The sequence below is a fragment of the Streptomyces sp. NPDC005820 genome, from assembly GCF_040630255.1.
GTDB lineage: Bacteria > Actinomycetota > Actinomycetes > Streptomycetales > Streptomycetaceae > Streptomyces.
Map to the genome: position 1 here is coordinate 1 of NZ_JBEXXE010000080.1, position 18996 is coordinate 18996.

At 73.3% G+C, this 18996-nt stretch carries 17 protein-coding genes; 4 read left to right on the forward strand and 13 right to left on the reverse strand.

The genetic code is table 11. The features are described 5' to 3' along the window. Window positions 1–103: 103 nt before the first annotated feature. From ABZ464_RS49490 to ABZ464_RS49535, 10 genes are all read right to left on the reverse strand, one after another. Entirely contained in the window at window positions 104–1756 is a 1653-nt protein-coding gene (locus tag ABZ464_RS49490) for an OB-fold domain-containing protein (RefSeq protein WP_359289094.1), read from the reverse strand. Beyond that, window positions 1753–2898, reverse strand: a complete 1146-nt coding sequence (locus ABZ464_RS49495) for an acetyl-CoA C-acyltransferase (protein ID WP_359289096.1) — start codon at window positions 2896–2898, stop codon at window positions 1753–1755. The genes ABZ464_RS49490 and ABZ464_RS49495 overlap by 4 nt, the downstream gene beginning before the upstream one ends. A gap of 66 nt (window positions 2899–2964) precedes the next feature. After that, complete coding sequence (locus ABZ464_RS49500) at window positions 2965–4092, reverse strand: CaiB/BaiF CoA-transferase family protein (RefSeq protein ID WP_359289142.1); 1128 nt, start codon at window positions 4090–4092, stop codon at window positions 2965–2967. After that, window positions 4089–4853: a crotonase/enoyl-CoA hydratase family protein gene (locus tag ABZ464_RS49505; RefSeq protein WP_359289098.1), complete on the reverse strand. Its 765-nt coding sequence runs from the start codon at window positions 4851–4853 to the stop codon at window positions 4089–4091. Before ABZ464_RS49505 ends, ABZ464_RS49500 begins: the two co-directional genes overlap by 4 nt. Window positions 4854–4910: 57 nt before the next feature. Then, window positions 4911–6167, reverse strand: a complete 1257-nt coding sequence (locus tag ABZ464_RS49510; protein WP_359289100.1) for a MaoC family dehydratase N-terminal domain-containing protein — start codon at window positions 6165–6167, stop codon at window positions 4911–4913. Beyond that, a complete protein-coding gene (locus ABZ464_RS49515) occupies window positions 6164–7738 on the reverse strand; it encodes an AMP-binding protein (RefSeq protein WP_359289102.1) in 1575 nt (524 codons plus the stop codon). The genes ABZ464_RS49510 and ABZ464_RS49515 overlap by 4 nt, the downstream gene beginning before the upstream one ends. Before the next feature lie 4 nt (window positions 7739–7742). Next, a complete protein-coding gene (locus ABZ464_RS49520; RefSeq protein WP_359289104.1) occupies window positions 7743–8894 on the reverse strand; it encodes an acyl-CoA dehydrogenase family protein in 1152 nt (383 codons plus the stop codon). 20 nt (window positions 8895–8914) lie between these two features. Then, on the reverse strand, window positions 8915–9385 hold the full coding sequence (locus ABZ464_RS49525; RefSeq protein WP_359289106.1) for a VOC family protein: 471 nt from the start codon (window positions 9383–9385) through the stop codon (window positions 8915–8917). A gap of 5 nt (window positions 9386–9390) precedes the next feature. Next, window positions 9391–10590, reverse strand: a complete 1200-nt coding sequence (locus tag ABZ464_RS49530) for a cytochrome P450 (RefSeq protein WP_359289108.1) — start codon at window positions 10588–10590, stop codon at window positions 9391–9393. Window positions 10591–10627: 37 nt separating this feature from the next. Continuing rightward, window positions 10628–11860 (reverse strand): CoA transferase, encoded by a 1233-nt coding sequence (locus ABZ464_RS49535; RefSeq protein ID WP_359289110.1) that lies wholly within the window; start codon window positions 11858–11860, stop codon window positions 10628–10630. Window positions 11861–11963: 103 nt separating this feature from the next. Between ABZ464_RS49535 and ABZ464_RS49540 the strand changes: the two genes are divergently transcribed. Next, a complete protein-coding gene (locus tag ABZ464_RS49540; RefSeq protein ID WP_359289112.1) occupies window positions 11964–13283 on the forward strand; it encodes an acyl-CoA dehydrogenase family protein in 1320 nt (439 codons plus the stop codon). Then, window positions 13280–14056, forward strand: a complete 777-nt coding sequence (locus ABZ464_RS49545) for a glucose 1-dehydrogenase (protein ID WP_359289114.1) — start codon at window positions 13280–13282, stop codon at window positions 14054–14056. The genes ABZ464_RS49540 and ABZ464_RS49545 overlap by 4 nt, the downstream gene beginning before the upstream one ends. Here the strand turns inward: ABZ464_RS49545 and ABZ464_RS49550 are convergent. The 3 genes from ABZ464_RS49550 to ABZ464_RS49560 are packed head-to-tail and all read right to left on the reverse strand — an operon-like array spanning window position 14053 to window position 16919. Beyond that, window positions 14053–15087: a phosphotransferase family protein gene (locus ABZ464_RS49550; protein WP_359289116.1), complete on the reverse strand. Its 1035-nt coding sequence runs from the start codon at window positions 15085–15087 to the stop codon at window positions 14053–14055. The genes ABZ464_RS49545 and ABZ464_RS49550 overlap by 4 nt on opposite strands. Then, window positions 15084–16595 (reverse strand): class I adenylate-forming enzyme family protein, encoded by a 1512-nt coding sequence (locus ABZ464_RS49555; RefSeq protein ID WP_359289119.1) that lies wholly within the window; start codon window positions 16593–16595, stop codon window positions 15084–15086. Before ABZ464_RS49555 ends, ABZ464_RS49550 begins: the two co-directional genes overlap by 4 nt. A gap of 15 nt (window positions 16596–16610) precedes the next feature. Continuing rightward, window positions 16611–16919, reverse strand: coding sequence for a hypothetical protein (locus tag ABZ464_RS49560; RefSeq protein ID WP_359289122.1), 309 nt, complete (start codon window positions 16917–16919; stop codon window positions 16611–16613). Window positions 16920–17020: 101 nt separating this feature from the next. Here ABZ464_RS49560 and ABZ464_RS49565 point away from each other — a divergent pair, with 101 nt between their 5' ends. Together ABZ464_RS49565 and ABZ464_RS49570 are read left to right on the forward strand one after the other, a co-directional pair. Continuing rightward, window positions 17021–17794: an enoyl-CoA hydratase/isomerase family protein gene (locus ABZ464_RS49565; protein WP_359289124.1), complete on the forward strand. Its 774-nt coding sequence runs from the start codon at window positions 17021–17023 to the stop codon at window positions 17792–17794. A gap of 88 nt (window positions 17795–17882) precedes the next feature. Next, entirely contained in the window at window positions 17883–18911 is a 1029-nt protein-coding gene (locus ABZ464_RS49570) for an LLM class flavin-dependent oxidoreductase (protein WP_359289126.1), read from the forward strand. Window positions 18912–18996: the final 85 nt, after the last annotated feature.

Below are 18996 nucleotides of genomic sequence, written 5' to 3' on the forward strand. Positions count from 1 at the left end.
GCCCTCGTACTGGATGTACTTGGGCTTTCGGCCGGTGCGGCGAGAGGGCGTGCCGGGCGTCGCGACGGGGCAAACGTTGCCTGCCGGGGCACTAGTCACGCCGTCACGTCGCCCGCTTGAGCAGCATCGCGCCGGACGGCACTCCCCCGCCGGCCGTCACCACCGCGACCCGGGCCCCGGCGACCTGGCGCCCGTGGGCGTCCCCGCGCAGTTGCATCATCGCCTCGCGCACGAACCCGTAGCCGTGAAGGCGGCCCGCGGAGAGCTGGCCGCCGTGCGGGTTCAGGGGGAGGTCGCCGTCCAGGGCGATGGTCCTGCCCCCGGCGATGAAGTCGGTCGCCTCCCCCGGCCCGCAGAAGCCGAGGCCCTCGATCCAGGACAGGGCGTTGAAGGTGAACCCGTCGTAGAGCAGGGCGACGTCGACGTCGGCGGGGGTGAGGTCGGTCCGGGTCCACAGGTGGGCCGAGGGACCGTGCGACTGCGGCAGACGGGTCAGGGTGTCCTGGTCCCAGCTGAGGCGTTCGAGCACGGCCGTGCCGACGGACTCGACCAGCACGGGCGGTCGCGGCCGGTCGTACGCCGTCTCCACGGCGGAGACGACGACGGCGACCGCCCCGTCGCAGGGCACATCGCAGTCGTACAGCCCGAACGGGGTGGTGATCGTCCGGGCGGCGTAGTAGGCGTCGAGGGTCAGGGGTTCGCGGTGCAGGGCCTCGGGGTTGCGTGCCGCGCCCGCCCGCGCGGTGACGGCGATGGCGCCGAGGGCCTCGCGGCCGACGCCGTAACGGTGCATGTAGTGCGAGGCGTGGCAGCCGATCCACTGCGCGGCCGACATCGCCCCGAAGGGCGCCCGGAACTCGAACATGCCGGTGGCGCGGCCGGCGGACGTGGCCTGCCAGGAGCCCGAGCGGACCAGGGCGCCGTGGGAGGACTCCCACACCGTGCGGAAGCACAGCACGTGCCGGCACAGCCCGGCGGCGACCGCGAGCATGCCGGCGGTGATCGAGCCGATCTGGCCCGGCACCTCGCGGGCGCCGTTGACCCAGGTGGGGCGCAGCTGCAGGGCCTCGGTGAGCGCGGTGACGCCGCCCTCGCTCATCCCGTCGGGGCTCGGCCCGGGGTAGGTGGACAGCCCGTCGATCTCGTCGAGGTCGAGCCCGGCGTCCTCGACCGCGGCCAGGCAGGCGTCGACGGTCAGCGCGAGAGGGTCGGTCATGAGGCGCCGGCCCACGCGGGACTGTCCCACGCCGGTCAGCGCCACCCGGTCCTCGTACTTGCGCGCGCTCGCCCTGGCCGGTGCGCGCACCTCGCGGGGCGCGGGCAGCGGTCCGGGGCCTTCGGCCGCCTCCGGATCGGGCTCGAACAGCGGCAGGTGCACGTCGTCGTCGAGGCGTTCGAACCGCACCCGGACGCGCAGGCCGATGTGCACCTCGTCCGGCGCGCAGCCGACGATGTTCGTGGTGAGGCGGGCCCGGTCGTCCTCGGCGAGGGCGACCACGGCGACGACGTAGGGCGGGGGGAACTTCGGCAGCCAGGTCTGGTGGTTGACGCTGAAGCCGACCACCACCGCCCGGCCGGAGACGGGGGCGAGGCCGACGGCCCGGCCGCGACAGGAGGGGCACACCGGCAGCGGCGGGTGGAAGTACCGTCCGCAGTCCGCGCAGTGGGTGATCCGCAGGACGTCGTCGGCCCCCGAGCGCCAGAACGCGGCGCTGGCGAGGGTGGGCTGGGGCAGAGGGCGTTCGACGCCGGTCATCGCAGCAGCTCGATGATCGTGGCGTTCGCGGTGCCGCCGCCCTCGCACATGGTCTGCAGGCCGTAGCGGAGGTTCTCGCTGCGCATCCGGGCCAGCAGCCGGGTCATCAGGATCGCGCCGGAGCCGCCCAGCGGGTGGCCCACGGCGATCGCCCCGCCCAGCGGGTTGAGCCGCTCGGGGTCGGCGCCGGTGTCGGCCAGCCAGGCCAACGGGACGGGTGCGAACGCCTCGTTGACCTCGTACACGCCGATGTCGTCGAGGGTCAGCCCGGCGCGGCGCAGCACCTTCTCGGTGGCGGGTATCGGGCCGAGGAGCATCGTGATGGGGTCCGCGCCGCTGACCGCTCCGTGGTGGTAGCGGGCGAGGGGGGTGAGGCCGAGGGCGCGGGCCTTCTCCGGGGTGGTGAGGAGCAGGGCGGCGGCGCCGTCGGAGATCTGGGAGGAGTTCCCGGCGTGGATGACGCCGTCCTCCTTGAAGGACGGCTTGAGCCCGGCCAGCGTCTCGACCGAGGTGCCGCGCCGCAGCCCCTCGTCGACGGTGAGCTCGGCGCCGTCGGCCTTCACGGGCACGAGGTGGTCGTCGAAGACGCCCGCGTCGATCGCGGCGGCGGCCCGGGCGTGCGACGCGGCGGCGAACTCGTCGAGCCGGGCGCGGCTGAACCCGTAGCGCTCGGCGATGAGTTCGGCTCCGATGCCCTGGCTGAACTCGGCCCCGTCGTAGCGGGCGATCGCGCCGGGCCCGTAGGGCTGTCCCGTGGTGCGGTGCGAGCCGAGCGGGACCCGGCTCATGGTCTCGACGCCGCCCGCGACGACCAGGTCGTACTGGCCCGACATGACGGCGTGGGCAGCCTGGTCCACCGCCTGCTGGCTGGAGCCGCAGGCCCGGTTGACGGTGACGGCCGGGACGTGCTCGGGCCAGCCCGCGGAGAGCACCGCGAACCGGCCGACGTTGCTGGACTGGTCGCCGATCTGGGTGACGCAGCCCCAGACCACGTCGTCCACCGTGCCGGGGTCGATGCCGGTGCGCTCGACGAGGGCCCTGAGCACCTCGGCCGACAGATCGGCTGCGTGCACACCGGCCAGTGAGCCGTTGCGCTTGCCGATGGGGGTGCGTACGGCGTCGACGATGACGGCGTCTCGCATGACAACTCCTTCGTCGGGTCGGTCGGGATGTCGGCCGGCGTGTCAACCGGGGTGTCGGCCGGCGTGTCAACCGGGGTGGCGGCGGGGGTGGCGCACACCCCAGTCGCGGAAGACGGCCCGGGTGTCGGCGCCGACGGCCGGCGCCGTGCGGCCGGGGCGCGACGGGGTCGCCGAGAAGCGGGGCGCCGCGGCGGGCTGGACCACTCCGTCGCGGGTGACCAGGCTGCCGCGCGCGGCCAGATGGGGGTGGGCGGCGGCCTCGGTGAGGCTCAGCACGGGGGCCACGCAGGCGTCGGTGCCTTCGAACAGCTCCGCCCACTCGTCCCGGGTGCGCTCGGCGAAGCGCTCCGTCAGCAGCCGGCGCAGCCGCGGCCAGGTCGACCGGTCGTGCTGGCGGGCCGGGTCCACGTCGAGGCCGAGCAGGTCGATCAGGGTCCGGTAGAACTTGGCCTCCAGCGCGCCGACGGCGACATGGCGGCCGTCCTTCGTCCCGTACACGGCGTAGAACGGCCAGCCGCCGTCGAAGCGGTTGACGCCGCGCTCGTCGCTCCACTCGTCGCGGGCGAGTTTGGCGAAGGTGCTGGCGAGAAGGTGGGCGGTGCCGTCGACGACGGCCGCGTCGACGACCTGGCCGCGGCCGGTGCGTTCGGCGGTGTGCAGGGCGGCCAGCACGCCGATCACCAGGTAGCAGCCGCCGCCACCGAAGTCGCCGACGAGGTTCAGCGGGATCCGGGGCGGCCCGCCGGCCTCGCCGATGGCGCCGAGCGCGCCGGTCAGCGCGATGTAGGTGATGTCGTGTCCGGCGGCGGCGGACAGCGGTCCGTCCTGGCCCCAGCCCGTCATCCGGCCGTAGACCAGAGCGGGGTTGCGGGCCAGGCAGTCGTGCGGTCCGATGCCGAGGCGCTCGGTGACGCCGGGGCGGAAGCCCTCGATCAGCACGTCGGCGGCCTCGACCAGGCCGAGCAGCGCGGCGGTCGCGGCCGGGTCCTTCAGATCGAGGACGACCGACCGCTTGCCCCGGTCGAGCACGGCCGCCGGTCCGCCCGCGTCCGGTGCGCCGGCCCGGCCGGGCCGGTCCACGCGGACCACCTCGGCACCGAGGTCGGCCAGCAGCATCCCGGCGAACGGCCCCGGTCCGATACCGCCGAGTTCGACGACCCGGACCCCGGCGAGCGGTCCCGTCGTCACGGTCAGCGGCCCTTCCAGACGGGCGGGCGCTTCTCGGCGAAGGCCGCGGCGCCCTCCCGGGCGTCCTGTGAGCGGAACACCGGCTCGGCGATGTCGAACTGCTTGCCCCAGGCCTCCTCCAGGGTCCAGTCGACGGTGGAGCGGGCGATCTCCTTGGTGGCGGCGACCGCCAGCGGGCCGTTGCGGGCGATGGTCGCGGCGAGTTCCAGGGCGCCGTCCAGCGCGCCGCCCTCGTCGGTGAGCCGGTTGACCAGGCCGTGGGCCGCGGCCCGTTCGGCGTCGATCGGCTCGCCGGTCAGCAGCAGCTCCAGGGCGATGGGGTACGGGATGCGGCGGGGCAGGTGGAGCGCGGCGCCCCCGCGGGCGACCAGGGACCGCTGCACCTCGGGCACCCCGAGCCGGGCGGTGCGGGCGGCGACGACCAGATCGCAGGCGAGCAGCAGTTCGAAGCCGCCGGCCAGGGCCCAGCCCTCGACGGCGCCGATCAGCGGCTTGCGCGGTGGTGTCATGCCGATCCCGCACAGGCCGCGGCCCTCGATCGCGGGGGTCTCGCCGCGCAGCCACGCCTTGAGATCCATGCCCGCGGAGAAGGTCCCGCCGGCTCCGGTGAGGACGCCCACCCGCAGCTCGTCCGACTCGTCGAGCTCGTCCACCGCGGCGGCGACTCCTGCGGCCACCGCGGCGTCCAGGGCGTTCTTCTTCGACGGGCGGTTGATCGTGATGACCTGGACCGCGCCACGGCGCTCCACCAGCACCTCGTCCGACACGTCCGACCTCCTAGATGCGTGCTTGATGCGTGCTCGATGCCTGCTCGATGGGTGCGGTCAGGGTCCGGTCACGGCGAACCTGGCCAGTTCATGGGCGACCATGCCGTCGAGGTCCTCGGCGGGGGGTGCCGGGAGGTCGACGGCGCGGTCGCGGGTGGGCAGCAGTACGACGGCGGTGCCGGGGGTGGTGATCTCGCCCCGCTGGTTCTCGCACCGCAGGTCGAGGTGCACCTCGGCCCGGCCGTCCGTGCGCCGCTTGTCGACGACGGTGCCGCGCACCCAGGTGGTGTCGCCGAGGTAGTTGAACCGGCGGTGCTCGCAGCGGAGTCTCCACAGCCAGCCGTCGTCGCCGATCCAGTCGGTGAGCAGATGGCACAGCCAGGTCTCGCGCATACCGCCGTAGTCGTAGGGGTTCGGCAGGCCGAGTTCCCGCGCCCGCTCCGGCTCCCAGTGCAGACGCTGCACGGTGTCGGGGACGTTCAGCGGGTTCGGCGGGTACAGGCCGGGAACCTTGCGGCGGACCTTCGCGGCGATCCCGAACGCCCCGGGCGGGGTGAGCTGCATGCCCCAGCCGAGGTGCCAGACGACCACGTCCGTGGTGGTCAGCGGTCCCTTGACGCGTGGCTGGAGCTCGTCGCCGATCTCCACGTCCTCCCAGTAGCGGGGTTCGGCGCCGCGCCGGGTCTCGGCGGCGTAGGCGGCGTCGATCGCGGCGAGTTGTCCAGGGGTGTAGGGCTCCTGGACGAGTCGCTCCTTGGCCCGGCTCCTCGACGTGTGCCGCTCGGCGTTGATCCAGGTGCCCCGGCGCAGGGCGTGCATCTGGCCGTGCCCGTTGGCGTAGAGGTAGTCGCGGACCACGTGCGCGGTGCGTCCGCCGAACCGGCTGGGCTTGAGGTGCACCCCCACCTGGGTCTGCAGCACCCGGCACCGGTCGCCGAGCCGCAGCGGTCGCCACCACTCGAACTCCATCACCGCCTGGTACGAGCCGAGCCCGGCGAACGGGTCGCCCTTGAGCAGGGCCCTGGTCGCGGCGTCCGGGGCCGGGGCGGCGTCCTCGCCCATCGTGTAGAGGAAGGTCGGCGGTGCGACGAGCGCGCCCCAGCGGGTGCCGGAGGCGTGCTCCGGGTCGCAGTAGAGGGGGTTGTCGTCGCCGTAGCCGTACGCGAAGTGGCGTACGCCGTCCCGCGTCACCTCGTAGTTGTGCGGGGGGTTGCGCTGCGGTTCGGGGACGCCGAGACGGCGGCGGGAGCGCTCGACCGCCTCGTCGGTCAGGACGCCGAACAGCTCCGGGGCCTTGTCCTGTGTGTCCGTCATCGCCGATCCTCCTCGACCCGCTCGTGTCCCGCGATCCGGGCCCGGACGAGGGCCAGCAGCTCCACGCGGCTGATCTTGCTCGACGGGGTCCGGGGCAGCGCGTCGAGGACGACGACGTGTGCCGGCACCTCGTACGGGGCGAGCCGGGTCCGGCAGTGGGCGAGGAGTTCGGCGGTGTCCGGGGCGGGCTGTTCCGGCTCCGCCTCGACCGCCGCGACCGGCACCTCGCCGAGCCTGGCGTCCGGCAGTCCCGCGACGGCGGCCTCCCGGACGGCCGGGTGGGATTCCAGCACCCGCTGGACCGTCTCCGGCTGCACCTTGAAGCCGCCGCGGATGATGGCGTCGTCGGCGCGTCCCTCGATCCACACGAACCGGTCGGCGTCGATCCGGGCGAGGTCGCTGGTGCGCGTCCACGCCCGGCCGCCGCGGGTGCTCTGTTCGGTGCGGACCTCGAGCCGGCCGGTCCGGCCGACGGGCAGTTCGGTGCCGTCCTCGCCGGTGACCCGCAGGTCGACGCCGTCGAAGGCGCGTCCGGCGCTGCCCGCCTTGCGCGGCCACCACCGCTCGTGCAGCGGCAGCGTCCAGCCGGCCACCGCGCCGGCGAACTCCGTGGCCCCGTAGGTCATCAGGACCGGGATGCCGTACGTGCGGAAGAACGCGTCGGCGAGTTCGGCCGGGCAGGGCGCGGTTCCGGAGGTGACGACCTGCAGGCTCGCCAGCCGTTCCCTCGGCACGCCCGCGTCGAGCACGGCCCGGATGGCGGCCGGGACCAGGCTCGCCGCCCGCAGCCGGTGCCGCTCCACGGCGCTCACCCACGGTTCCACGACGAACTTGGGCATGAGGATCATGCGGCGCCCGGTCGCGAGACAGCCGAGCGCCCGCCACAGGCCCCCGATGTGCACCAGCGGCGCGGCCACGAGGGAGGCCGACCGCGACAGCAGCCGCTCCCCCTTCGGGATCTGCCCACCGGAGACGAGCGCCTGGTCGAGCTGGCCGATACGCAGATGAACACGTTTGGGAGGCCCGGTGGTCCCGGAGGTGAGCATCTCGACGGCGACACCGGGGGCGGCGGGGGCGGCGGCCGGCACGTGGGCCGGTACGTCGGCAGGGGCGGCCGGGGCGGCGGCAAGGGCGGTCGGCGTCGTGGGTGTCGTGTGGTGCGTCGGTCGTATGGCGCCGTCCGTGGCCAGTTCCAGGGCCATTCCCTGAGCGGTCGCCGCGGTCAGCACGCCCGCGCGGGTGAGTGGTTCGGGGCCGGCGACGACGACGGGCAGGGTGCAGCGGTCGATGTCGGCGGCGAGCCGTGCGGCGGGCTGCAGGGGGCTCAGCATCACCAGGCAGCGCCCCGAGCCGATCACCGCGGCGACCACGGCGATGTGCTCGGGCCGGTTCTCCAGGACGACCCCGACGCGGGCACCGGCCCCGAGGCCCGCCGAGTCCAGCGCGGCGATGACCTCCCGGGCGGTCCGCCGGACCTGCCCCCAGGTCCACCACTGCCCGTCGTACTCGATCGCCTCGGCGTCGGCGTCGGCCTCGGCGAGAAGCCGGGACAGGCGGTCGCGAATTCCCACGTGATCAGCCTTTCGTCGCCATGGGCGCGGAAATTCCGACCAGGTCCGCCAGCCGCCCCCGGTGCGTCGCCGGGCTGCCGAAGAGCTGCTCGGACGACTTCGCGCGCTTCAGATGGAGGTGCGCGTCGTGCTCCCACGTGTAGCCGATGCCGCCGTGGATCTGGATGTTCTCCTTGGCCGCGTGGGTGAAGGCGTCCGCGCAGTACGCCGCGGCGAGTGCGGCGGCCACCGGCAGTTCGCCCGGTGCCCCGGCCGCCACGGCCAGGGCGTGGTGGGCCGCCGACCGGGCGGCCTCGACCTTCAGCAGCGTGTCGGCGCACTTGTGCTTGACGGCCTGGAAGGACCCGATGGGACGGCCGAACTGCACCCGCACCTTGGCGTACCCGACGGCCGCGTCCAGACAGGCCTGCGCCCCGCCGACCTGTTCGGCGGCCAGGGCTACGGCCGCGAGGTCGAGCACCGTGCGCAGGTACGCCGTGGCGTCCCCCCGCGGGCCGACCCGGGAGGCCCGGGCGCCGTCCAGGTCCACGCGTGCCAGTCGGCGCGTGGGGTCGAGGGTCTCCAGGAGGGTGCGGCCGACTCCGGCCGCGTCGCCCGCCACGGCGAACAGCCCGGGGCCCGTGTCCGTGCGGGCCACGACGAGGAGCAGATCGGCGCTGTCGCCGTCGACGACGAACATCTTCGTGCCCGACAGCCGCCAGGTGCCGTCGTCATGGACGGCCGAGGTCCGCACGTCGGCCACGTCCCACGACCCGCTCTCCTCGGCCACGGCCAGCGTGCCGGTCAGCGAGCCGTCGGCGATGGCCGGCAGCCAGCGCGCCCGCGCGCCGTCGTCGTCGGAGGCGGCGAGCGCCTGTCCGGCGAGGGCCACGGTCGCGAAGTACGGTGAGGGCAGCAGGGCGCGCCCGAGTTCCTCCAGGACGATCCCGAGTTCGACGGGGCCGCCGCCGTAGCCGCCGTACTCCTGCGGCAACGCCATCGCGTGCAGGCCGAGTTCGTCCGCCATCCGGCTCCAGAGCGCCGGGTCGTACCCCTGCGCCGACTCCATCGAGCGGCGTACCGCCTCGCTCGGCGCCTGGTCCGTGAGGAAGCGGCGCAGCGTCGAGCGGAGCGCTTCGTGCTCCTCGGTGAAGGTGACCGTGAAGGTGGGTGCCACGTGCGTTTCTTCCTCGGCTGTCACTGGGTGGTCTTCGACCGCAGGTAGGCGGAGAAGTCGGGCATCCGGGCGCGGTCCACGATCTCGATCCGCAGCCCGGACGGGGCCAGGTGGTAGGCGAAGATCGACGGGTTTCCGTCGACGATCGCGCAGGCCTCCCGTGCGAAGCCCGCCTCTTCCAGCCGTTTCGACGTCGTGGGGACGTCGTCGCAGAAGTAGCCGAGGTGGTGGGTCGCGATGTGCTGGGCCGCGGTCCACGGCGTCCCGGGGATCTCCTGCACGAGTTCGATGTGCGGGGCGTCGAGCGAGTAGGCGTACCGGAGGGTGAGGACCCGGTCGCCGTCGGAGAGGCGGACCGGCAGGTCGGCGGAGAGGGTCTCGGTCCAGCGGTGGCCGGCGACCTCGCCCAGGCGGTCCTTCCAGGCGTCGACGTCGGGGACCACGATCCCGGTGTGGTACAGGTCCGCCGCGTCGAGGGGACGGTTCGGCATGTCCCTCACCACTCCAGCCGGAGGGACTTGATGCCGTACATGTTGCCGTGCTGCCACAGCTGCTGTCCGGGCGCGATCCGGTAGTCGGGGATGCGCCGGTGCCACTCCTGGACCGCGACGTTGAGTTCGAGGCGGGCCAGGTGCGAGCCGAGGCAGCGGTGGGGGCCCGAGCCGAACGCGATGTGGTTGGTGGCCTCGCGGTGCAGGTCCACCTGGTGCGGGTGGTCGTACCGGCCGGGGTCGCGGTTGGTGACCGCGAGCGGGAGCATCACCATCTCGCCCCGCTTGACCGGGCAGCCGCCGATCTCGACGTCCTGGGTCGCCTTGCGGGCCGGGACGACGAACGAGTACACGCGGAGGATCTCCTCGACGCCGGTCGGGACGAGGGAGGGGTCGGCGAGGATCTCCGCCCGGTGTTCGGGATGGGCGGCGAAGTGGTAGAGCGCCCAGCCGATCGAGATCGGGACGGTGTCGAAGCCGGCCTGGAACATCAGGACGCAGAAGGCGTGCAGGTCCCGGTCGCCGATCGGCTCGCCGTCGATCGTCCAGGCCATGGCGTGGGAGAGCAGGTCGTCGCGCGGGGTCCTGCGGCGCAGGGCGATCTGTTCCTCGAAGTACGCCGACACCGCCCGCATGGCGGCCATCTGGCGGGCGCCGTCCGGGTCCTCGCCGTGCGAGAGGTGGAGCAGTTCGTGGGTCCAGTCGAGGAAGGTGGGCAGGTCCTCCTCGGGCAGTCCCATCAGCCGCATGAAGATCAGGGTCGGGAAGCGGCGTGCGAACGCGTCGAGCACGTCGGCGCCGCCGAGGTCCTTCAGCGCGTCGATCATCTCCGCCGCGACCTGGCGGACCTCGGGTTCCCGGGCGGCTACGGCGCCCGGGGAGAAGTAGCGGCCCAGCAGGCGCCGCCACACGTTGTGCACGGGCGGGTCCAGCATCTCGGGGATCCACAGGAACTTCGGGTCCGGCTCCAGGGCGGTCACCGACTTGTTGGAGAAGGTCCGCCAGTCCTGGAGCGCCTTCTGCACCTCCGGCCCGTCCGTGACGACCCAGTAGCCGCGCGCGAGGGTGCTGCGGAACCCGGAGTGGGTGCCGGCGAGTTCGTCCCAGCGCCGCTGATGGCTGAGGACCGGTCCGCCGAGCCGGTTGTCGAAGCGGTAGGCGGGCCGGCCTTCGTGCGTTCCGTCGGGTTCGAGCGTGGTGCTCATCACGGCTCCTCTCGCCATGCGTCCGTCCGTACGTCCGTCACGTCGCCGCACCGTCGATCTTGAGCGCGATGAGCTGGTCCTCACCGAGGCCGAGCGAGCGCAGCACCTCGTCGGTGTGTTCCGCGAACTGGGGGGCCCGGGTGAGGGTCACCGGGGTCTCGTCGAACTGGACGGGGTTGGCGACGAGTTCGCGGTCGATGCCGTCGGCGTCGACGACGGGGGCGATGAGGCCGTTGGCGCGCAGGGCGGGGTCCTGCCCGACCTCCCAGGCGTTCTGCACGGCCGCCCACGGCCCCTCCCCCCGGCCGAGGATCTCGACCCACTCCGGGTAGGGGCGGGACGCGATCAGGCCGGCGACGATGTCGGCGGCCTCGGCGGCGTGGGCCATCAGCTTCTCGGTGCTGTCGAAGCGCTCGTCGGCGCCCAGTTCCTCGCGGCCGGCCAGCTTGCAGAACTCGGCCCAGTACCGGCCCGGCTGCAGCATCGACAGTTCGATCCAGCGGCCGTCCGAGGTGCGGTAGGCGCCGATGAGCGGATTGGTGGCCGAGCCGTGCCGGGGCGGGGTGTTGACCGGGAGCGGGCCGCCGGTCATCAGCGCCAGGTTGACCGTGAACTGGGTCGCCCAGGCCCCGACGCCGACCAGTGACACGTCCACGACGCAGGGTTCACCGGTGGTGGCCCGGGAGTAGAGGGCGGCGGCGACACCTCCGGCGATGGTCATGCCGCCCATCGAGTCGCCGTAGGCGCCGGCCGGCATCCGGGTCATCCGGTCCGCGCCGGGCGGGGTGACTCCGGCGGCGCTGCCGCCGCGCGCCCAGAAGGCCGTGCTGTCGTAGCCGCCCTTGGCCGCCTCCTCGCCCCGGGCGCCGAAGCCGCTGCCGCGGACGTAGATGATGTCGGGGTTGATCGCCCGGACGTCCTCCACGTCGATCCGCAGCTTCGCCCGGGCCTCGGGCAGGAAGTTCGTGAGGAAGACGTCGCTGCCCCGGATCAGCTCCTCCAGGACCGGGCGCGCGGACGGCTTCTCCAGGGCGAGTCCGACGCTGCGCTTCCCGCGGTTGGGTCCCTCCATGATCGGGAAGAACGACGACCCCTTGCTGGCGGCCTCGTAGCCGAGCACCCGGACCAGTCCCCGCTGGGCGTCGCCGCGCTCGGCGTGCTCGATCTTGATCACGTCGGCGCCCCAGTCGGCGAGCACGGCGCCCGCCGCCGGGACGAAGGTGAACTGGGCGACCTCGAGTACCCGCACACCCTCCATCGGCCTCTGCATCGGACCAACTCCTCCGCGGCTCCATCGCTATTGCGCATACCCAATGCGCCGAGTACGCCCCCGAGTATGGACCGAGGCAGGCAAAAAGTATACTGTTTTCGCCATGCTGGATTTCACGATCGAACCTGAGTACCAGGCCAAACTGGACTGGACGGCGGCCTTCGTCCGCGAGGAGGTCGAGCCGCTCGACCTGTTGTTCCCGCACGGCGGCGACCCGTACGACACCGGCAACGAGAAGGCCCGCGCGATCCTGCGGCCGCTGCAGGAGCAGGTCCGGGCGCAGGGCCTGTGGGCCTGCCACCTCGGCCCCGAACTGGACGGCCCCGGCTACGGCCAGGTCAGGCTCGCGCTCCTCAACGAGATCCTCGGCCGCTCCTATTGGGCCCCGACGGTGTTCGGCACCGCCGCCCCGGACACCGGGAACGCCGAGATCCTGGCCATGTTCGGCACCGCCGAGCAGAAGGCCCGCTATCTGCGGCCGCTGCTGGACGGGGAGATCGTCTCCACCTTCTCGATGACCGAGCCGCAGGCGGGCGCCGACCCCAAGGAGTTCGTCTGCCGTGCCTGGCGCGAGGGCGAGGAGTGGGTGATCGACGGGGAGAAGTGGTTCTCCTCCAACGCCCGGTACGCGGCCTTCCTCATCGTCATGGCCGTCACCGATCCGGACGCGCCGCCGCACCGTCGCATGTCGATGTTCATCGTGCCGTCGGAGACGCCGGGCGTCGAGATCAAGCGCAACGTAGGCACGATGGACGAGCGCGAGAACCTCGACGAGGGCATCCACGCCTACCTCCGCTACCACCGGGTCCGCGTCCCGCTCGACGCCATGCTCGGCAGCCCCGGTGAGGGCTTCGAGGTCGCCCAGGCCCGCCTCGGCGGCGGCCGGGTGCATCACGCGATGCGCACGGTCGGCAAGTGCGCCCGCGCCTTCGACATGATGTGCGAGCGGGCGCTGTCCCGCCGCACCCAGGGCACGCTGCTCGCCGAGAAGCAGGCGGTGCAGCAGTTCATCGCCGACTCCTGGGTGGAACTGCAGCAGTTCCGGCTGCTCGTCCTGCACACCGCCTGGATCATCGACACCCAGCCGCACGGCGCCGCCCGCACCCAGATCGCCATGTGCAAGGTCCAGACGGCCAAGGTGCTGCACGACATCGTCCAGCGGGCGGTCCATCTGCACGGCTCGCTCGGCACCACGGGCGAACTGCCGCTCGCGAAGTGGTGGATGGCCGCGCCGAACCTCGCGCTCGCCGACGGCCCGACGGAGGTGCACCGCACGACGATCGCCAAGCGGGTACTGAAGAACCACCGGCCGGCGGAGGGCCTGTTCCCCAGCGAGCACATCCCGCCGAAGCTGGACGCGGCCCGCAAGCGGTACGCGCACATCATCGACGACGACAGTCTCGCCGGCCGGGTGGACGCATGACCGGCGGCCGCGACGACAAGTCCCTCGCCCCGGCCGATCTGTTCGACCTGTCCGGCAAGGTGGCGCTCGTCACCGGCGGCAGCCGGGGCCTGGGCCTGGAGATGGTGCGGGCGTTCGCCACGGCGGGCGCCGACGTGGTGATCGCCAGCCGCAAGCTCGACGCGTGCGAGACGGCCGCCGCCGAGGTGCGCGCCCTCGGCCGGCGCGCGCTGCCGCTCGCCGCGCACGTCGGCCACTGGGCGGACCTCGGCCGGCTCGCCGACGCCGCGTACGAGGAGTTCGGGAAGGTCGACGTCCTCGTCAACAACGCCGGGATGTCCCCGCTGGCCCCCTCCTCGGCCGAGACCACCGAGGAACTCTTCGACAAGGTGATCGGGGTCAACTTCAAGGGCCCCTTCCGGCTGGCGTCACTGATCGGCCGCCGGATGGCCGAGGGCGACGGCGGCTCGATCATCAACGTCTCGTCCTCGGGAGCGCTGTTCCCGCAGCCGAGGTTCGGGCCGTACGCCGGCGCCAAGGCCGCGCTCAACGCGCTGACCACCGTCTTCGCGCTGGAGTACGGCCCGAGGGTGCGCGTCAACACGATCTCGGCGGGGCCGTTCCTGACGGACGTCTCGAAGGCGTGGGCCGAGGAGAAGAGGCACACCACGCGCAGCGCGGCGGGCCGGCCCGGGCGGCCGGAGGAGATCATCGGCACGGCGCTGTATCTGGCGAGCGACGCGTCCAGTTACACGACCGGGGCGCTGATCAGGGTGGACGGCGGCCTGTACTAGCCGCGCCGGCCCAGCAGTTCCCTCGCCTCCTCCAACAGCACCGGCAGCGCGGGCCGCATCCGCCGGTGCATGTCAGTCAACCGGCCGGCCTTGCGGCCCCGTTTGATCAGCAGAGCGGTCGCGGCGGACTCCTTGTACTTGGTCAGCGCCTCGAACCAGGCCATGTCGCGCAGCGGTTCACCGCGTTCCTCCTGGTAGGCGTCGATCAGTTCGGCCTTGTCGGGCATCCCGGTCGGCTCGTCCGACGGAGACGCCGGGTGCCGGGCCTCGTCCGTGAAGAAGGTCAGCCAGGTGATGTCGACCCGGGGATCGCCGAGCGCCCAGATCTCCCAGTCGATGACCGCGTCGACCGTGTCCCCGTCGCACAGCATGTTCCCGAGCCGGTAGTCGCCGTGGGTGAACACCGGCATCATCGCGGCGGGCACGGTGGCCCGCAGACGTGCCTCGACCGCCTCGTGGCCGGCCCGCAGATCCTCGGGAACGGTCGCGAACGCCCGCGTCCAGCGGTCGATCTCGGCGCCGAGCGTGACGACGGGCTCCACGGCGAGGGCGGTCCGCTTGGGGTCCACGCGGTGCAGACGGGCGAGCATCCGGGCCGCGTCGAGGGCGCGGGTGCGCACCCTTGCGGCGGGAACGGCGCCCCGGGGCACGAGCACCGGCTCCACGCACTCTCCGGGCACCAGCTCCATCGCCACGAAGGGCTGACGGGCCGTCGGCGCGCCCCGGTCGCTGAAGAGCACCTTCGGCACCCGTACCCCGGGCACCCGGGCCAGCAGCTGCATCAGCCGCGCCTGACGCAGCACGTCCCGGTTGCGGACGGGTTCCAGGCCGGGCGGGGCCACCTTGAGGACGACGCGTTCGTGTCCTGCGGGGACCCCCGCCAGTGTGGCGACGTAGGTGAGGCTCGACGTGCCGCCGGTGAGCGGCTCGACCGACTCCACCGTGGCGCCGGGGGCCCAGTCGCGCACCGCCACGGCCGTGCGCTCGGTCAGTTCCGCTGTCAGGGCGGCACCGTCGGCGACTGTGCTCATGTCCTCGCTCCCTGTCCCTCGGCGGTCAGCGCCTCGACGATGTCGCGGCGTACGATCTTGCCGGTCGGGGTGCGGGGCAGTTCACGCCACCGGGTGATGCGGTCCGGTGTCCTGGAGCCGCGCAGGGTGCCGCGCACCTGTGCGCGCAGGGCGTCCGCGTCGACCGCCCCGCCGTCGCGCAGGACGACCACCGCCTCGATGCGCTGGCCCCACTCCTCGTCCGGGACTCCGACGACGACCGCGTCGAGCACGTCCGGGTGGCTCAGCAGCACGTCCTCGATCTCGGCGGGCGCGATGTTCTCGGCGCCGCGGATGATCGTGTCGTCGGCCCGGCCCTCGATGTGGAGGTAGCCGTCGGCGTCGACGTGGCCCCGGTCGCGGGTGTGGAAGAAGCCCCGCTCGTCGACCGCGGGGCCCGCTCCCGCGTACTCGCCCGACACCTGCTCGCCGCGCACCCAGATCTGACCGGTCTCTCCGGGGGCCGCGGCCCCGCCTGAGGCGTCGCGGACCTCCAGTTCGACGCCCGGCACCGGCAGCCCGGCCGAGCCGAGCCGGGCCCGCACCGCGGGATCGTCGCTCGCCAGGGCGGTCCGGTGCTCCTCGGGGCCCAGGACGGTGATCGTGGACGAGGTCTCGGTGAGCCCGTAGGCGTTGACGAAGTCCACGTGCGGCCACCGGCGCAGCGCGGTCTCGATGACCCGCGCCGGCATCCGGGCCCCGCCGTAGGCGAGGGCGCGCAGCGAGGGCGCCGACCGGTCGAGGCCGTCCGTGTCCATGACGCGGGCGAGCATCGTCGGCACCACCATGGCGTGGGTGATCCGCTGCTCCCGGACGAGCCCGAGCCAGCCGTCCGGCGTGAACTGCTCCAGGGTCAGGGCGCGGCGCCCCGCGTACAGGTTCGTCAGCACGTTGGACACGGCGGCGATGTGGTACGGCGGGACGCTCACCAGGGCCGCCTGGTCGGGGCCCGCCCCGGCGAACTCCACGGTGCCCAGCACGTAGGACACGAGATTCCGGTGGCGCAGGACGACGCCCTTGGGCGCGGAGGTCGTCCCGCTCGTGTAGATGAGGGCGGCGGTGGAGTCGCCGGGCCCGGGATCGTCGTCGGCCGGGGCGCCGGCGTTGCGCGCGGCCAGGGCGAGCCAGGCGGCCGGGCCGCGGACCTCGAGCCCGGCGCGACGCAGCGCCTCGCCGTGCTCCGGGTCGGCGATGGCCAGGGCGCGCGGGTGGTTCGCCAGCAGGGCGCCGAGCTGTGCGTCGCCCAGCCGGTAGTTGACCGGTACCAGGGGCACTCCGGCGCGGGCGGCCGCGAACAGCGCGACCGGGAGAGCCGGGCCGTTGACCGCCAGGTACACGATCGCGTCGGCGTCGGCCGCGCGCACCGCGTGCGCCCCGCCTGCGGCCAGTTCGCGCAATCGTCCGGCGGTCAGCCCGTCGTCCGTGCGCCCGATGACGACCCGGTCGCCGAATCCCTCGGCGGCCATGTCCAGCAGCATCGAAATGTTCATGGGGCGCCCCGGCCCTCAGTCGGAGGCCGGGAGCGGCTTGGCGCTCTTCGTCGGCAGCGGGACGCCGCCGACCGCCAGGGTGCCCGGCCCGGGCTTCGTGCAGAGCAGTTCCAGACCGAGGTCCTCGTCCGCGTACCGCTTGCCGAGCAGCGATCCGCCCATCAGGTGGGGGTCGGCCGTGCCGGTGGCGGTCCCCGGCCCGCTCCCCTCGACCATGGCGGCCCCGCCGCACGTGATCTCCAGCTCCTCGTCCGGGCACCGCACGACGATCACCGCCGTCGTGTCGACCGTACTGGTGAGCATCTGCCCCACGCGTGGCCTCATCGCAGCGTCCTCCGCGGCTCTCGTGGTGCCGTTCCATGGCACCGAGTAACCAGAGAAAAGTATACTACTTTCCTCGATCGCGTCGAGAACGGAGCTGTCGGATGGAACTCAGGACCGTCCTGTTCGAGGTGACCGACCACGTCGCCACGGTCACCCTCAACCGACCCGAGGTCATGAACGGGTTCAACCAGGAGATGCTGGAGGACTTCGCCACGCTCTGGCACACCGTCAAAACCGACGACGACATCCGTGTCGTCGTGCTGCGCGGCGCCGGTGACCGGGCCTTCTGCACCGGCATGGACGTGAAGGAGGGCATCGAGCGCCACCCCAACGTCTGGTCGCAGACCGACCCCGGGGAGTACCTCTCGCCGAAGCTGAACCAGGTGTGGAAACCCCTGGTGTGCGCCGTGCACGGGATGGCCGCCGGCGGCGCCTTCTACTGGCTCAACGAGTCCGACATCCTCATCTGCTCACAGGACGCCACCTTCTTCGACCCGCATGTCAGCTACGGGCTCACCGCGGCCCTGGAGCCGATCGGCCTGGCCCGCCGCATCCCGCTCGGCGAGGCGCTGCGCATCGCCCTGCTCGGTCTGGACGAGCGCGTGTCGGCCGCGCGCGCCCTGCAGATCGGCCTGGTCAGCGAGGTGCTCCCGCGCGAGCGGCTGTGGGAGCGGGCCGAGGAGATCGCGCGCGTCATCGCCGCCAAACCGCCCGCCGCCGTCCAGGGCACCGTACGGGCGATCTGGGAGTCGCTCGACGCCACGCGCACCCAGGCGCTGCGCACCGGGCTGTCGTACACGCAGATCGGCAATCCGATCGGCAAGGCCGAGGTCGATCGCTCGGCGGTGCCCCGCGGGCAGTGGACACTGCGCTGACACTCCCCTACCCTCCCCCTAAATAAGTGTCCTTTTTTAGGGTTCTCGGCCGGGGCGATCAGCCCCGGTGAACCGACGGGAGGCTCTCATGCGGTTCGGCATGCCCTGGCCCGGCCGGGACGTCGCTCGACAGGCCGAGGAGGCCGGGGTCGGCGCCTTCTGCGCGGGGGAGTTCGCCGACCACGACGCCTACCTCACCGTGGCCGACATCGTGGCGAACACCGAGCACGCCCTGGCGGGCCCCGCGATCGCCTACGCGTTCGCCCGTACCCCGTACGCGCACGCCACCGCCCTGCGCCAGCTGCACGAACGGGCGCCGGGCCGGCTGTTCCTCGGCCTCGGCAGCGCGGCGTTCCGGATCAACCGCGACTGGCTGGGCGTGCCCGCCGACCGTCCCGTGGACCGGATCGCCGAGACCGTCGGCGCCGTGCGGGCCTGGCTGCACGCGGAGAACGGCGAGAGGGTCCGGTACGCCGGGGAGTTCCACACGCTCGACGCGGACGTCCGCGCGCCGGTGCTCGGCCGGCTGGACATCCCCGTGCTGCTCGCCGCGTTCAACTCGCGCATGGCCGCCACGGCGGGCCGCGTCGCCGACGGCGTGATCGGGCACGGGCTGTTCACCGGCGACTGGTGGAACAAGGTCGTACGGCCCGCGGTCGAACGCGGCACGGGCGACGGCGTCACGAGCGACGGCGTCACGGGCGACCGGGCTGCCGCACGTCCGCTCGAACACGGCTGGATCATCACCGCCGTGGACGACTCCGCCCCGGAGCGCGCGATCGCCGACGCCCGGCGCATGATCGCCTTCTACCTCACCGTCAAGACGTACGACCCGTTCGTCGCCCACCACGGCTGGCAGGAGCCCGTCGACCGGCTCCGTGCGGCGTTCCGGGCCGGTGACACCGACGGCATGGCGCGGGCGGTCACCGACGAGATGCTCGGCGAGATCGCCGTGTGCGGGACGACCGCCGACGCGAAGGAGGCCCTCGCCCGCCGGGCCGGGTCACTGCCCCGGGACGTCGGCTACTTCGCGGCCCCGAGCTTCCTGGTGAGCGGGCGGCGCCGGGCCGCCTACGCGCTGGCCTCCCTGGAGCTGATCGGCGCCGTGCCGGACTGATCGGCGCCGTGCCGGACCGAACCGCCGCCCCTCGCGCCGCCGGCCCGCGGAGCCGTCACGCTCCGCGGGCCGGCGGCGCTCATGT

Coding starts and splice junctions, on each gene's coding strand:
- ABZ464_RS49535 (WP_359289110.1), bottom strand. CDS start 11,860: ATGCAGAGGCCGATGGAGGGTGTGCGGGTACTCGAGGTCGCCCAGTTC.
- ABZ464_RS49540 (WP_359289112.1), top strand. CDS start 11,964: ATGCTGGATTTCACGATCGAACCTGAGTACCAGGCCAAACTGGACTGG.
- ABZ464_RS49565 (WP_359289124.1), top strand. CDS start 17,021: ATGGAACTCAGGACCGTCCTGTTCGAGGTGACCGACCACGTCGCCACG.
- ABZ464_RS49570 (WP_359289126.1), top strand. CDS start 17,883: ATGCGGTTCGGCATGCCCTGGCCCGGCCGGGACGTCGCTCGACAGGCC.
- ABZ464_RS49555 (WP_359289119.1), bottom strand. CDS start 16,595: ATGAACATTTCGATGCTGCTGGACATGGCCGCCGAGGGATTCGGCGAC.
- ABZ464_RS49530 (WP_359289108.1), bottom strand. CDS start 10,590: ATGAGCACCACGCTCGAACCCGACGGAACGCACGAAGGCCGGCCCGCC.
- ABZ464_RS49495 (WP_359289096.1), bottom strand. CDS start 2,898: ATGCGAGACGCCGTCATCGTCGACGCCGTACGCACCCCCATCGGCAAG.
- ABZ464_RS49490 (WP_359289094.1), bottom strand. CDS start 1,756: ATGACCGGCGTCGAACGCCCTCTGCCCCAGCCCACCCTCGCCAGCGCC.
- ABZ464_RS49545 (WP_359289114.1), top strand. CDS start 13,280: ATGACCGGCGGCCGCGACGACAAGTCCCTCGCCCCGGCCGATCTGTTC.
- ABZ464_RS49525 (WP_359289106.1), bottom strand. CDS start 9,385: ATGCCGAACCGTCCCCTCGACGCGGCGGACCTGTACCACACCGGGATC.
- ABZ464_RS49550 (WP_359289116.1), bottom strand. CDS start 15,087: ATGAGCACAGTCGCCGACGGTGCCGCCCTGACAGCGGAACTGACCGAG.
- ABZ464_RS49560 (WP_359289122.1), bottom strand. CDS start 16,919: ATGAGGCCACGCGTGGGGCAGATGCTCACCAGTACGGTCGACACGACG.
- ABZ464_RS49510 (WP_359289100.1), bottom strand. CDS start 6,167: ATGACGGACACACAGGACAAGGCCCCGGAGCTGTTCGGCGTCCTGACC.